This window comes from Bradyrhizobium betae, assembly GCF_050632175.1.
Classification (GTDB): Bacteria; Pseudomonadota; Alphaproteobacteria; order Rhizobiales; family Xanthobacteraceae; genus Bradyrhizobium; species Bradyrhizobium betae_B.
This window is the reverse complement of record NZ_CP192576.1, coordinates 6552351-6565808: the sequence shown is the minus strand read 5'-3', so window position 1 is coordinate 6565808 and position 13458 is coordinate 6552351. Positions and strand designations below refer to the sequence as shown.

General features: G+C 63.5%; 11 protein-coding genes and 3 pseudogenes. 13 read left to right on the top strand and 1 reads right to left on the bottom strand.

Annotation, left to right across the window (positions count from 1 at the left end; translation table 11 throughout):
• Positions 1-267: 267 nt before the first annotated feature.
• From ACQ86E_RS31610 to ACQ86E_RS31595, 4 genes are read left to right on the top strand one after another with little or no spacing between them, the layout of a single operon-like run.
• On the top strand, positions 268-888 hold the full coding sequence (locus tag ACQ86E_RS31610) for a phage tail protein (protein ID WP_431203279.1): 621 nt from the start codon (positions 268-270) through the stop codon (positions 886-888).
• A gap of 33 nt (positions 889-921) precedes the next feature.
• Positions 922-1449 carry a phage tail protein gene (locus tag ACQ86E_RS31605; protein WP_431203278.1) on the top strand — a complete coding sequence of 176 codons (528 nt, stop codon included), beginning with the start codon at positions 922-924 and terminating at the stop codon, positions 1447-1449.
• Positions 1450-1485: 36 nt separating this feature from the next.
• Positions 1486-2034, top strand: coding sequence for a phage tail protein (locus ACQ86E_RS31600; RefSeq protein WP_431203277.1), 549 nt, complete (start codon positions 1486-1488; stop codon positions 2032-2034).
• Positions 2035-2068: 34 nt separating this feature from the next.
• Positions 2069-2572, top strand: coding sequence for a GNAT family N-acetyltransferase (locus ACQ86E_RS31595; protein WP_431203276.1), 504 nt, complete (start codon positions 2069-2071; stop codon positions 2570-2572).
• On the opposite strand, the pseudogene ACQ86E_RS31590 reads toward ACQ86E_RS31595, so the two are convergent.
• Positions 2569-3526: pseudogene (locus tag ACQ86E_RS31590) on the bottom strand (alpha/beta fold hydrolase). The gene ACQ86E_RS31595 and the pseudogene ACQ86E_RS31590 overlap by 4 nt on opposite strands.
• A 153-nt stretch (positions 3527-3679) precedes the next feature.
• Between ACQ86E_RS31590 and ACQ86E_RS31585 the strand changes: the two are divergent.
• The 9 genes and pseudogenes from ACQ86E_RS31585 (at position 3680) to ACQ86E_RS31545 (ending at position 13440) form a co-directional block, all read left to right on the top strand.
• Positions 3680-4942 (top strand): D-alanyl-D-alanine carboxypeptidase family protein, encoded by a 1263-nt coding sequence (locus ACQ86E_RS31585; RefSeq protein WP_431203275.1) that lies wholly within the window; start codon positions 3680-3682, stop codon positions 4940-4942.
• Positions 4943-4944: 2 nt separating this feature from the next.
• A complete protein-coding gene (gene tmk / locus ACQ86E_RS31580) occupies positions 4945-5631 on the top strand; it encodes a dTMP kinase (protein WP_431203274.1) in 687 nt (228 codons plus the stop codon).
• Entirely contained in the window at positions 5628-6674 is a 1047-nt protein-coding gene (locus ACQ86E_RS31575) for a DNA polymerase III subunit delta' (protein WP_431203273.1), read from the top strand. The genes tmk and ACQ86E_RS31575 overlap by 4 nt, the downstream gene beginning before the upstream one ends.
• A gap of 109 nt (positions 6675-6783) precedes the next feature.
• Positions 6784-8778 (top strand): methionine--tRNA ligase, encoded by a 1995-nt coding sequence (gene metG / locus ACQ86E_RS31570; RefSeq protein WP_431203272.1) that lies wholly within the window; start codon positions 6784-6786, stop codon positions 8776-8778.
• Between the two features lie 12 nt (positions 8779-8790).
• Positions 8791-9567 carry a TatD family hydrolase gene (locus ACQ86E_RS31565; RefSeq protein ID WP_431203271.1) on the top strand — a complete coding sequence of 259 codons (777 nt, stop codon included), beginning with the start codon at positions 8791-8793 and terminating at the stop codon, positions 9565-9567.
• A gap of 13 nt (positions 9568-9580) precedes the next feature.
• Positions 9581-10377: pseudogene (locus tag ACQ86E_RS31560) on the top strand (MBL fold metallo-hydrolase).
• A gap of 131 nt (positions 10378-10508) precedes the next feature.
• A pseudogene (locus ACQ86E_RS31555) lies at positions 10509-10958 on the top strand (TRAP transporter small permease); the annotation flags it as partial.
• A 150-nt stretch (positions 10959-11108) separates the two neighbouring features.
• Positions 11109-12422 (top strand): TRAP transporter large permease, encoded by a 1314-nt coding sequence (locus ACQ86E_RS31550; RefSeq protein WP_431206617.1) that lies wholly within the window; start codon positions 11109-11111, stop codon positions 12420-12422.
• 40 nt (positions 12423-12462) lie between these two features.
• Complete coding sequence (locus ACQ86E_RS31545) at positions 12463-13440, top strand: TRAP transporter substrate-binding protein (protein WP_431203270.1); 978 nt, start codon at positions 12463-12465, stop codon at positions 13438-13440.
• Positions 13441-13458: the final 18 nt, after the last annotated feature.

Below are 13458 nucleotides of genomic sequence, written 5' to 3'. Positions count from 1 at the left end.
CCGCTACACTTTCCCGCAAGCCGTTGCGGGAATGCAACAACCTTAGGTTAAAGCCGGTTCATCCTGCGCTCAGTCGGAGAGCAAAAGTCCGTCAACCAAAGCGTGCATTCTGAGGGAGTGGAACGGGGCGCGCTTGACTTCGGCGGCTCGATGAAGAACAATCTAAGCGCGTTTGAGAATAGCAATTCATCTTCTAATTTCACGACTGCCAAGGCGATACTCAACACATCATAACGCGGCGATCCGCTTGACCCCGGGGGAGGGACCATGCCGTACCAGCCTGTTATGGGGCAGATCATGCCCTTTGCCAGCGCGACGATTCCCAAGAATTGGGCGCTCTGCAATGGAGCGCTGCTCGCAATCCAGACCAATCAGGCGCTGTTCTCGCTGCTCGGCACTTACTATGGCGGTGACGGTGTCAGGACGTTCGCGCTTCCGGATCTGCGCGGTCGCGCCATACTCGGCTCGAGCGGCGGCAGCGGGCAATATCCCGTCGGCATGATCAGCGGATCGGTGTCGGTCAACATGACGGGAATCCAGCTCCCGCAGCACAATCACCTGATCCAGGCGACAGCTGCGAACGGCCAGGGGCGGGGAGCCGCTCCCAACAACAACATCTTCGCCACGAGCACCGCACCGGCCGACAGGTTTATCTTCCTGACGGCCGGCAGTGCCGAAACCCCATTGGCCGTCGGCACAGAATCTGGTGAACGAGGGCGGTGGCCAACCGCACAACAACATGCAGCCCTATCTCGTCATCAACTATTTGATTGCGATGCAGGGTACCTATCCGTCGCGAAACTAACCGTTCCTCCGAGCGGATTTTCCGCAAACCTGGTCCAGTATTTCACGGCTTTGAGCAATGGCGCCCGAGGTCCATCGGCATAGACCTGCCGGCGCGCAAAGGCAGGAGATATCGAGATGGCAGATCCGTTTATCGGCGAGATTCGGCTGTTCGGATTTCCGCGCGTCCCGGATGGCTGGCTGGCGTGTAGCGGACAATCGCTGCCGATCTCGCAATTCGACACACTTTATGCAGTGATCGGTACGACCTACGGCGGCGACGGCGTGCAGACCTTCAATCTTCCCGATCTGCGCGGTCGCGTTCCGATCGGCCAGGGCAACGGGCCAGGCCTCCCCACGTACGTGCTGGGCCAGATGGCGGGAGAGGAAGCGCATACGCTGGTCGAGACGGAGATGCCGACGCATAGTCATGCGTTGCTGTCTTCGACGGCCACCGGCACCACGGCGACACCCGGTCCGACCGTGCACCTGGCAACAAGTTCATCCGGCAATCTCTACGCTCCGGTCATCGATGCCGCTCCGTACGCGACGATGGCCGCTTGCGTCACTCCGGCGGGCCAGAGCATCGGGCACGACAACATGATGCCGACCGTCGTTGCCAATTACTGCATCTGTACCGCCGGCATCTTCCCGTCACCAGGCTAGGCCGTTCGCGTTGCATCCGTCTCAAGGAAGGCCAACATGTCAGATCCCTTCATCGGCGAAATCCAGGCGTTTCCGTTTCCCTTTGCGACCGGCGGCTTCAACAACGCCTGGCTGCCCTGCTTTGGGCAGCTCCTCGCGCTGCAAGGCTTCACCCCGCTGTTCGCGCTCATCGGCACCTATTACGGCGGCAACGGAACAACCAATTTCGCTCTGCCTAATTTGAATGGCGCGGTCACGATCAGTCAGGGCAGCGGGCCGGGATTGCAGCCGCGCATCATCGGCGAGACCGTCGGCAGTGCCCAGGTGAGCCTGACCAGCGCCAACATGGCGATGCATACGCACGCGCTCCAGCTTGGCAGCAGCGCAGCGCAGAACGCCGCGCCCGGTCCCGGAACGGGAATGAACATGGTCGCACTCAACCCGAGTTTCAACGGCTTCGTGGCCCCGCCCGGCGAGCTTACTTTGTCGGCCAATGCCGTCACGATGACCGGACAGGGACTGCCCCACGACAACATGCAGCCGACCGAGGCCTTGATCTGGTGTATCGCCTATGCCGGCATATTCCCCTCCTTCAATAATTCCTGATCAATCGGGATCACGCGACGGCATGATTGAAGGGGTGTCATTCGACATCGTCCCGAACGGCTCTGCTCTGCGGCTACGACCGGCCATCCCAACCGACGCATCGTTCATCCGGCACCTGTTCGGAGAGGTGTGCAGGCGACAATTCCTGGCCACGGGTCTGTCAGGGCCGCTCCTCGACAAGGTGATCGCGCAGCAATTCAACAGCCAGTCGGAGGCCTACGCCGCGCAATTTCCGGATGCGATCTCGCTGATCATCATGCAGCGAGCGGCGGTTGTCGGCAGGCTGCTGCTTCATTGCGCAAGCGAGCGCTGGCACATCATCGACATCGCGCTGAAGCCGGCCGATTGCGGTCGCGGCCTCGGTTCCGAGATCATCGATGCTCTCGCGGCGAGCGCACGACAACGGGGTGTCGGGGCGCTGACGCTTTCGGTGCTCACGGGCAATCTGGCTGCGCGCCGGTTTTACCTGCGGCACGGATTCACCGAGACCGGGCAGGCGGGCGCCGCGCACATCGCGATGAGAAAGGACCTGGCCTAGCGCGCCGCCGCCTCGCGCAGGAACGTCAACAACGCCGCGTTGACCTCGTCGGGCCGCTCCTGCTGCACCCAATGGCCGGCCCCATCGATGATCAGTTTTCGCGTGAGGTTAGGCAGCACGCGCTCGAGTTCGTTGACGCGCTTGGCGCCGATCAGACCTGTGATGACGGCGTCTTTCGAGCCGGCGATGAACAGCGAGGGCTGGTGAATCTGCGCATCCTGCCCGGGGGCGGTCAGCTCCCAATTGCGGTCGAGGTTGCGATACCAGTTCAGCCCACCACGGAAGCCGGATTTCTGGAACGTCTCGGTGAAATTGGCGAGCTCAGCCTCGCTGAGCCAGTCCGGAAGCGGCTCCTCGGGATTGCCATGGCCGAGAAAGCCCTTGCCGTCTTGCACGAACATGGCGGCGCTGGGATCGGCAAGGCCGCGTCCGCCCAGCACGATGCGCATGGTCCGGGCGACGTCATGCTCCAACTCGGCCTCGGCAACGCCGGGCGTCTGGAAATACTGCCAGTAGAAATTGGTGACGCCGCCCTTGCGTAACGAGCTCGAGCGGCTTGCCCCGGCCGCGGAACGGCGGCGGTACGCTCAGCCCCGCGACCGCCGTGAAGATATCGGGCCGGAACAATGCCGCGTGCCAGGCCACCGGTGCACCCCAGTCGTGGCCGACCACCATGGCCCTGGTCTCGCCGAGTGCCTGCACCAGGCCGACGACGTCGCCGACCGTGTCGAAAATCGAGTAGGCGGTGACGTCCTCCGGCGCCGCGCTTTGGCCGTAGCCGCGCATGTCCGGAGCGACCACGTGGAAACCGGCACCCGCAAGTGCCGGGATCTGGTGGCGCCAGGAGTACGACAGCTCGGGCCAGCCGTGGCACAGCACCACCAGCGGACCCTGGCCGGCTTCGCGGATGAACAGATCGATCCCGTTGGCCTTGATCATACGGGTGGACAACATCGCTTTTCCGCCTTGTTTCAGGGGTTTGGTCGAGAAATATGAGGTGCCACGATAGGGGCGCAGCGAGAATCGTGCAATCTCGGGTTCCGGCAACCAGCCTCGTGTTGTTCGCGAAGGTTCCAACTGTTAGAACGCCGCTCTCAGGGCTAGGCCATGGCATTTCGTCTTTTTCCGCTTCGTCGCAACCGGTTCACGGGCGCAATGCTGGCGCGCGGACTGATTGCTGCGGTTCTCATGGCGGGCATCGGCTCGGGCGGGGCGCTTTATGCTGCCAACCAAAGCGTCCAGGGTGCCAAGAAGGCGGAGGAGTCCGGCTTCGACGGCGACGCGCCCACCGCGATCCTGATCGAGGCCTCCAGCGGCAGCGTGCTGTTCGAAAAGAACGCCGACGAGCTGCGCGCGCCCTCCAGCATGATGAAGCTGATGACGGCGGAGGTTGTCTTCAACGCCGTCAGAAGGGGCGACGTCAAGCTGAGCGACGAGTACCGGATCAGCGAGAATGCGTGGCGCAAGGGCAGGGCGCCGTCGGGCGGCTCGACCATGTTCGCGGCCATCAACAGCAAGGTCTCGGTCGACGACCTCCTGCACGGCGCGATCATCCAGAGCGGCAACGACGCCTGCATCGCGCTGGCCGAAGGCATCGCCGGCAACGAGAAGATATTCGCCGCCGACTTCATGACCAAGCGCGCTCGCGAGCTCGGGATGACGAAGTCGACCTTCGGCAATTCCAACGGCCTGCCGGACCCCGGCAACAAGATGACGGTGCGCGAGCTCGGCATTCTTGCCCGGCACATCATCCTGGACTTCCCCGAATTCTACAAACTGTTCGGCGAGAAGGAGTTTACCTGGAACAAGATCCGCCAGCCCAACCGCAATCCGCTGCTTAATTCGATGGAAGGCGCTGATGGACTGAAGACCGGGTTCACCAAGGAAGGCGGCTACGGTATGGTCGGCTCGGCGGTACAGAACGGCACGCGGCTGATCGTCGTCGTCAACGGCCTGGAAGATCCCGAAGATCGCGCCACGGAAGCCAAGAAGATGCTGGAATGGGGCTTTCGCAATTTCGAGACCCGCACGCTGATCGCGGCCGACCAGCAGGTCGGCTACGCCAAGCTGTTCGGTGGCGAGAGTCGCTCGGTGAAGCTGGTGGCCAAGACGCCCGTGAAGGTGATGGTGCACAAGAACGGCAGCGATAAGCTGATCGCCCGCGTTGTTTATAGCGGTCCGGTGCGCGCCCCGGTCGAGGCCGGCCAGAAGGTCGGCGTGGTCAGGGTCTGGCGCAGCGGCAACATAGCGGTGGAGACGCCGGTCTACGCGGCCGAAGCGGTCGGCACCGGTTCGACCATGCGCCGCGCGATCGACGGCGCCAGCGAACTCGTGATCGGCATGTTCCGCGCGGGCGCCGAGAAGCTCTGATCATGAGTGAACGCGCGGTACAGCGGCCGTCCGGACGGGGACGCTTCGTGACCTTTGAAGGTGGCGAGGGGACGGGCAAGTCGACCCAGATCAGGAAGCTCGCCGACCGTCTCAAGGCGGCGAGGATGCGCACCCTCGTCACGCGCGAGCCGGGCGGCTCGCCGGGCGCCGAGATCATGCGCCATCTGGTGCTGTCGGGCATGGGCAAACTGCTTGGACCCGAGGCCGAGACGCTGCTGTTCGCCGCCGCCCGCGACGACCATGTCCGCACCGTGATCCAGCCCGCGCTCAACCAGGGCGCATGGGTTCTGTGCGACCGCTTTGCCGACTCGACGCGCGCCTATCAGGGGAGTCTCGGCAGCGTTCCGGTCGGCCTCATCAACGCAATGCAGCGAGTCACGATCGGTGATCTCAAGCCGGACCTCACCATCATCCTCGACCTGCCCGTCGAGATCGGCCTGCAGCGCGCGGCAGCGCGTCGTGGCGGCGGCACGCCCGACCGGTTCGAGGGCGAGAAGCTCAGCTTCCACCAGGGCCTGCGCGAAGCCTATCGCAAGATCGCTGCGGACGATCCTGACCGCTGCGTGCTGATCGATGCCAACTCCGATCCCGACACGGTGGCCGCACGCGTCTGGACGGCGCTGCGCGACCGCCTGCTGCCGACACCCGCTTCGGTGGTGTCCGCATGAGCCGGCGTCCAGTCGAGCGCGAGTCCGCGATTCCGCATCCGCGCGAGACGAGCCTGCTGTTCGGCCATCACGAAGCCGAAGCGGCATTGCTCGCGGCCTATCGCAGTGGGCGCATTCCGCATGCCTGGCTGATCGGTGGGCCGCAGGGGATCGGCAAGGCGACGCTGGCCTACCGGATGGCGCGTTTCGTGCTCGCCCGCGGCCAGCCGCTTTCGCCTTCCGTGCAGAGCGCCGAGACTCTTGCGATCGACGCGGACGACGCCGTGGCGCGGCAGGTTGCGGCCAGCTCCCATGGCGGCCTGCTGACGCTTGAGCGCACCGCCAACGACCGCGGCGTGATGCGCACCGTGATCACCGTGGACGAAACGCGCGAGACGATCGGCTTCTTCGGCTCGACCGCGGCGGCCGAAGGCTGGCGCGTCTGCATCGTCGACACCGTCGACGAGCTCAATCCGAATGCGGCCAACGCACTCCTGAAGATTCTCGAGGAGCCACCGCAGCGATCGCTGTTCCTGCTGGTCAGCCACGCGCCCGCACGCGTGCTCGCCACGATTCAGTCACGCTGCCGCAAGCTGCGCCTGCGTGCGCTCGCAACCGACGACGTGATTGCCGCAGCCTCGGCCGCCGCCGACCTCGATCCGAACGATCCCGCCTTGCGCGACGCGGCAGAAGCCTCCGAAGGCAGCGTCGCGCGGGCACTGACGCTGCTCGGCGGTGATGCCCTGAAGCTTCAGCAGCGCACGGCGGCGCTGCTGGCGAAGCTTCCGCAGGTCGATCCGCGCGAATTGCACACGCTCGGCGATTCGCTCGGGACCAGCGACCGCGTCGCGCTGGCGGCCTTCGTCGACGGCATCGACCGCTGGATCGCGGAACGGCTGCATATCGACGAGGCCAATGCCAACCAGAACCTGCCGCGCCTTGCGCGCCTAGCTGAGGTATGGGAAAAGATCGTCCGCGCCGCGCGCGACACCGAAACCTACAATCTGGAGCGAAAGCCCTTGGTTTTTTCGGTGTTCGGTTGGCTGGCGGACGCAACGCGCTAGAGCATGATCCGGAAAAGTGTGCAGCCGTTCTGCAAGAGGATCATGCTCAAACCAATGACCTAACGTAGGTTCGTTTCCAAATTTCGAGAAGCCGGTAAAGGAATTCGTCGTGGCCACGCGAGCTAAGAAAACCGTCAAAGCCAAGAGCAGCAAGAAAAAGGCTGCCAAGAAGGCCGTGAAGAAAGCCGCGAAGAAGGCTGCAAAGACGCGCGCGTCCAAGGCCGCCAAGAAGGTCAAGAAAAGCAAGAAAGCCGCTGCAAAGAAGGGCGTGAAGAAGAGCGCCGCGAAGACGGCAAATAAGGCCGGCAAGAAAGCTGCGAAGAAGCAGGTCGTCGCCAAGAAGACTTCGAAGACAAGGACCGCCAGCAAGCCGGCCAAGGCCTCCGGGGAAAACAAGGCTCCAGCGAAGAAGGTGGCCAGGAAGGCGAGGGTGACTGCTCCCGCCGTGACCGCCGCACCGGCTCCTGTCGCCACGCCGCCGAAGGCTGCCAAGCCGAAGGCGCCGCGCGTTCCGAATCCCGTCGTGGCGGCGCAGGTCACCCCGCCCGTTGCCGCCCCCGCGCGCGGCAATCTCTTCTACATCACGACTGCAATCGCCTATCCCAACGGGGTCCCGCATATTGGCCACGCCTATGAAGCCATCGCGACCGACGTGCTGGCGCGTTTCGCGCGGCTCGACGGCAAGGACGTGTTCTTCCTGACCGGCACCGATGAGCACGGCCTGAAGATGATCCAGACCGCGCAGAACGAGGGCCTCACTCCGTCCGCCCTGGCCGCCCGCAACGCGGCCCGCTTCAAGGAGATGGACGAGCGTCTGAATGTGTCGTTCGACCGTTTTATCCGTACCACTGAAGAGCAGCACCATCGCTCCAGCCAGGAGATCTGGCGGCGCATGGAGGCGAACGGCGATATCTATGCCGACACCTATTCCGGCTGGTATTCGGTGCGTGACGAGGCCTATTACGCCGAGGAGGAGACCCGCCTGAACGACGACGGCGTACGCCTCGGCCCGCAGGGCACGCCGGTCAACTGGGTCGACGAGAAGAGCTATTTCTTCCGGCTATCGTCCTATCAGGACAAGCTGCTGAAGCTCTACGCCGAACGCCCTGATTTCATCGGACCGGACTCGCGCAAGAACGAGGTGGTGAGCTTCGTCAAGGGTGGACTGCGCGATCTCTCGATCTCGCGCACGACCTTTGACTGGGGCGTCAAGGTGCCGGGCGACGAAGAACACGTGATGTATGTCTGGGTCGACGCGCTCACCAATTACATCACCGGCGTCGGCTTCCCCGACGAGAGCGACGAGAACTGGCGCTACTGGCCGGCCGACGTGCACATCATCGGCAAGGACATCATCCGCTTCCACGCGGTGTACTGGCCCGCATTCCTGATGTCGGCCGGGATCCCTGTGCAGAAGCGGGTCTATGCGCATGGCTTCCTGTTCAACAGGGGCGAGAAGATGTCGAAGTCGGTCGGCAATGTCGTCGATCCCTTCAACCTCGCCGACCAGTACGGCGTCGACCAGATGCGCTATTTCTTCCTGCGCGAGGTGCCGTTCGGCCAGGACGGCAACTACAACCACGAAGCCATCGTCGCGCGCATCAATGCCGATCTCGCCAACGACCTCGGCAACCTCGCGCAGCGCTCGCTATCGATGGTCGCCAAGCAATTGGCCGGCGTGCTGCCGGAGCCCGGCGAGTTCAGTGACAACGACAAGGCGATCCTGGCGATGGCCGACGGCATGATCGCGGCGAGCCGCGAAGCGATGGCGACGCAGCAGATCCATCACTGGCTCAACGCCGTGTGGGCGGTGGTCGCGGAAGCCAACCGCTATTTCGCGGGCGAGGCGCCGTGGGCGCTGGCCAAGACCGATCCGGCGCGACAGAAGACGGTGCTCTATGTCACCGCCGAAGTCGTGCGCCAGATCGCGATCCTCGCCCAGCCGGCGATGCCGGCCGCAGCGGGATTGCTGCTCGACAGCCTCGGGATCCCCGCCGGCGAGCGCGACTTCGCCATGCTCGGCGGAACCAAACGGATAGCACCGGGCTCGACGCTGCCGGCGCCGACACCGGCGTTCCCGCGCTACATCGAGCCGGCGGCTTAGGGCGTTCGCGCGATGCTGGTCGATAGTCACTGCCATCTGGATTTTCCGGACTTTGCGGAGGATCTCGACGGGATCGTGTCACGTGCGCGGGCGGCCGGGATCGGCCGCATGGTCACGATCTCGACGCGCGTGCGGAAGCTCAGCCAGCTTCTGGCGATCGCTGAGCGCTACGACGATGTCTATTGCTCGGTCGGTACCCATCCGCACAACGCGGATGAAGAGGACGACATTTCGCCGGACGAGCTGATCACGCTGACGGCGCATCCAAAAGTCGTCGCGCTCGGTGAAGCCGGTCTCGACTATTTCTACGACAATGGCTCGCCGGAGGCGCAGGCGCGGGGCTTTCGTGCCCACATCGCGGCCGCTCGCGCGACTGGTCTGCCGCTGGTGATCCACACCCGCCAGGCGGACGAAGACTGCGCCCGCATCCTGGAAGAGGAGGCGGCCAAGGGATCGTTTCGTGCCGTGCTGCATTGTTACACGGGCGGGCGCGAACTGGCGCTGAAGGCGGTGTCGCTCGGTCTCTACATCGGCTTCACGGGTATCCTGACCTTCAAGAAGTCGGAAGCCCTGCGCGAACTGGCGGCCGAACTGCCGACTGACCGTATTCTGGTTGAAACAGACTCGCCCTATCTTGCGCCCGGCAAGTTTCGAGGCAAACGCAACGAGCCGGCCTATGTGGTCGAGGTCGCAAAGGTGCTCGCCGAGACGCGCGGCGTGTCGTTTGAGGAGATCTCACGCCGGACCACCGAAAACTTCTTCCGCCTGTTCTCCAAGGTGAAAGCATGAGATTGGGAGCCGCATGACGCTGACTCTGACGATCCTGGGCTGCGGCTCCTCCGCCGGTGTACCGCGCCCGGCACTCGGCTGGGGGCCTGCGATCCCAGTAATCCCAGGAACCGCCGCCGGCGCTGTTCGCTGCTGGTCGAACGGAAGTCCGAGCACGGCACCACACGGATCGTGATCGACACCTCGCCGGATTTGCGCGAGCAATTGCTCTCGACCGATGTGGACCACATCGACGCGGTGTTCCTGACCCACGAGCACGCCGACCAGACCCACGGCATGGACGATCTTCGTTCGGTGGTGATGCACATGCGCAAGCGCATCCCGACCTACTTCAACCAATCGACCGCGAAGGATATCCTGTCGCGCTTCTCCTACTGCTTCATTTCGCCGGAAGGCAGCGACTATCCGCCGATCCTGACGCGGCATTCGATCGAGGCGGGCGAAGAGCAGACCATTCTGGGGAAGGGCGGTGCCGTGACCATGACGGCCTTCCTGGTGCAGCACGGCCAGATCCCGGCACTGGGCTATCGCATTGGGAACGCCGCCTACACGCCCGACCTCAACGACATTCCGCGCGAGAGCTGGGGTGCGCTGGAAAATCTCGACCTCTGGATCGTCGATGGTCTGCGCTACACTCAACATTCAAGCCATTTCAGCATCAACGACGCGCTGTCCTGGATCGAACGCTTCAAGCCGAAGCGCGCCGTCATCACCAACATGACCGCCGATGTCGATTACGAGGTGATCCGGCAATCGCTGCCATCAGGCGTGGTACCGGCTTATGACGGGCTGCGGCTGGAGACGCATTGAGCCTGTACAGTGGAAGTTCGCCGCAGGGCGGCATGCTCCTTGCTTTCGCAAGCATCATCGTGTTGGTCTAACGTCTGAAGGGCAGACGTTGGCTGCCGGCGATAATCAAGCGATTGCGCCGCAGGAAGAGGATGGGGGGCCGCGTGGCAGGGCACGGCGACGAATTATATTCCGTTGGACCGGTCCGGCGCGTCCTGGATATGCTCTACCTCGGGGCCGGCTACGCCGCCGGCGTGTTCCTGTTTGCGATCTTCGCGATCATGATGGTGATGTCGATCGGCCGGCAGTTTGCGCTCAACATCCCGGCCGGCGACGATTTTGCATCGTGGTGCATGGCTGCGATGGCGTTTCTGGGCCTCGCCCACACCTTCAAGCGCGGCGAGATGATCCGGGTCGGTCTGTTGCTGGAGCGCCTGCGCGGGCGGACCAAACAGGTCGCGGAGATTGTAGCGCTCGGCGTCGCGACGGCGTTCGTTCTCTACTTCACCCGACATGCGGTGCAGATGACTTACGACTCCTGGCGCTTCAACGACGTGGCGCAGGGCGTCGTGGCGCTTCCGCTCTGGATTCCCCAACTCGGCTTTGCCGGCGGTCTCGTGATCCTGTCGATCGCGTTGATCGACGAAATGGTCCGTGTCGTCGGGGGCACCGTCCGAGCTACGAGAAGGGCTCGCCGGACGAGACGCCCGACGAATTCATCGAACGCATCTCGCAGGGCGGCGGCGGTTGACATGGCCAATCTCGGCTTGATCGAGCTGTCGTTCATCCTCCTCGGCGTCATGATCCTGCTGCTCGGAAGCGGTATCTGGATCGCGGTTTCGCTCGGGCTCGTCGGCTTCGTTGCGATGGCGCTGACCACGAGCCTGCCGCTCGGTTCGGTGCTCGCGACCACCACCTGGAGCGCAAGCTCGTCATGGACCCTGGCCGCGCTGCCGCTGTTCATCTGGATGGGCGAGATCCTATTCCGAACCAAACTGTCGGAAGAGATGTTTCGTGGCCTATCGCCCTGGGTGCAGTGGCTGCCCGGCCGGCTGACGCATGTGAACGTGATCGGCTGCGGCATCTTCGCGGCCGTGTCGGGGTCATCGGCTGCGACCTGTGCGACCATCGGCAAGATTGCGCTGCCCGAACTCGACAAGCGCGGTTACGACAAGGGGCTGAGCCTCGGATCGCTGGCGGGCTCCGGCACGCTCGGTCTGCTGATTCCGCCATCGATCCCGATGGTCGTCTATGCAGTCACGGCGAACGTGTCTGTGCTTCAGGTGTTCCTCGGCGGTTTCCTGCCGGGAGTGCTCGTGATGGTGCTCTATTCCGGCTACATCATCATCTGGTCGCTGCTCAATCCGAACAAGGTACCGCCGCGCGACCCGCCGATGCCGTTCCGCCGGAAGCTGCAAGAGTCCGCCAAGCTCGCCCCGTGCCTGGTTCTGATCCTGGCCGTTTTCCTCTCGCTCGTTTTGGGCTTTGCGACCGCGACCGAATGCGCCGCCTGGGGCGTCTCCGGCGCGCTGCTGCTGGCGTGGTGGAGCGGCACGCTCACGCGCGCGACTTTCTTCGAGAGCATCATGAGCGCGACGCGCCTGACCTGCATGATCATGCTGATCCTGGCAGGCGCCGCCTACACGACAGCCGCGATGGCCTATACGGGCATTCCGGCGGCGCTTGCGACATGGGTCCAGGGACAGCAACTCACGCCGGGCATGCTCGCGCTCTACCTGAGCATCATGTACATTATTCTGGGATGCCTGATCGACGGCATCTCGATGATCGTGCTGACCGCGGTCATCGTGCTGCCGATGGTGAAGCAGGCCGGGCTCGATCTGGTCTGGTTCGGCGTCTATCTCATCATCCACGTCGAGATGGCGCAGATCACGCCGCCGGTCGGCTTCAACCTGTTCGTGCTCCAGAACATGAGCGGCCGCGATACCATCACTGTGGCACGGGCGGCGTTCCCGTTCTTCGTTCTACTGCTTGCCGCCGTATTCATCATCACCGAATATCCGCAGATTGTGCTGTTCCTGCCCAAGCTTGCCTTTCCTGATTGACCGCACCAGACTTTCGAAATTGACCGTGAGGAGAAGTACGATGACGTCTCATTTGCTCCGCGCCGCCCTTATCGCAGGCGCCGTGTTGGCGGCTGCGCCTGCTTATGCTCAAACCAAATGGAATCTGCCGGCAGCCTACCCGTCGGACAATCCCCATTCGGAAAATCTGGTGGCCTTCGCCAAGGACGTCGAAGCCGCGACGTCTGGGAAGCTCTTGATCACCGTTCACCCGAACGCCTCGCTCTTCAAGGCACCGGACATCAAGCGCGCAGTGGTGACCGGGCAGGCGCAGATGGGTGAACTGCTGCTGTCGATCCATGAAAACGAGGATCCCGTCTTCGGCATCGACGTCGTGCCGTTCCTCGCGACCAGTTTTCCGGATGCGATGAAGCTGTATCAGGCCTCGAAGCCGCTGATCGCCAAGAAGCTGGACGCGCAGGGCCTCAAGCTCCTGTTCGTCGTGCCGTGGGCGCCACAGGGGGTCTATGTCAACAAGCCGCTCGCCACGATTGAGGACATGAAGGGCCTGAAATGGCGAGCCTACAACGTCGGGACGGCGCGTATCGGCGAACTGGTCGGCGCTCAGTCCGTCACGATCCAGGCGGCCGAACTGCCACAGGCCCTTGCCACCGGCGTGGTGAATTCGTTCATGTCGTCGGGCGGCACGGGCTATGACTCCAAAGCCTGGGAGTCGCTGAAATATTTCTACGACGTGCAGGCCTGGATCCCCAAGGACTACACTTTCGTCAACAAGGCCGCGTTCGAAGCGCTCGACAAGCCCACGCAGGACGCCATCCTCAAGGCCGCCGCGACTGCGGAAACGCGCGGCTGGAAAGCCTGGCAAGAGAAGGCCAGTTGGTATCTCGACCAGCTCAAGGCCAAGGGGATGGCGGTCGAGCCGCCGAGCCCGGCGCTGAAGGCCGGCTTCCAGAAGGTCGGCGAGCAACTCACCGCCGACTGGCTCAAGAAGGCTGGTGCTGACGGTCAGGCCTTGATCGATACCTATAAAAAGATGTGACGGCGAGATGATCATCGC

Bases quoted from the DNA above. Each gene is read 5' to 3' on its own strand.
- ACQ86E_RS31610 (WP_431203279.1), top strand. From the start codon at position 268: ATGCCGTACCAGCCTGTTATGGGGCAGATCATGCCCTTTGCCAGCGCG.
- ACQ86E_RS31605 (WP_431203278.1), top strand. From the start codon at position 922: ATGGCAGATCCGTTTATCGGCGAGATTCGGCTGTTCGGATTTCCGCGC.
- ACQ86E_RS31600 (WP_431203277.1), top strand. From the start codon at position 1,486: ATGTCAGATCCCTTCATCGGCGAAATCCAGGCGTTTCCGTTTCCCTTT.
- ACQ86E_RS31585 (WP_431203275.1), top strand. From the start codon at position 3,680: ATGGCATTTCGTCTTTTTCCGCTTCGTCGCAACCGGTTCACGGGCGCA.
- tmk (WP_431203274.1), top strand. From the start codon at position 4,945: ATGAGTGAACGCGCGGTACAGCGGCCGTCCGGACGGGGACGCTTCGTG.
- ACQ86E_RS31575 (WP_431203273.1), top strand. From the start codon at position 5,628: ATGAGCCGGCGTCCAGTCGAGCGCGAGTCCGCGATTCCGCATCCGCGC.
- ACQ86E_RS31565 (WP_431203271.1), top strand. From the start codon at position 8,791: ATGCTGGTCGATAGTCACTGCCATCTGGATTTTCCGGACTTTGCGGAG.
- ACQ86E_RS31550 (WP_431206617.1), top strand. From the start codon at position 11,109: ATGGCCAATCTCGGCTTGATCGAGCTGTCGTTCATCCTCCTCGGCGTC.
- ACQ86E_RS31545 (WP_431203270.1), top strand. From the start codon at position 12,463: ATGACGTCTCATTTGCTCCGCGCCGCCCTTATCGCAGGCGCCGTGTTG.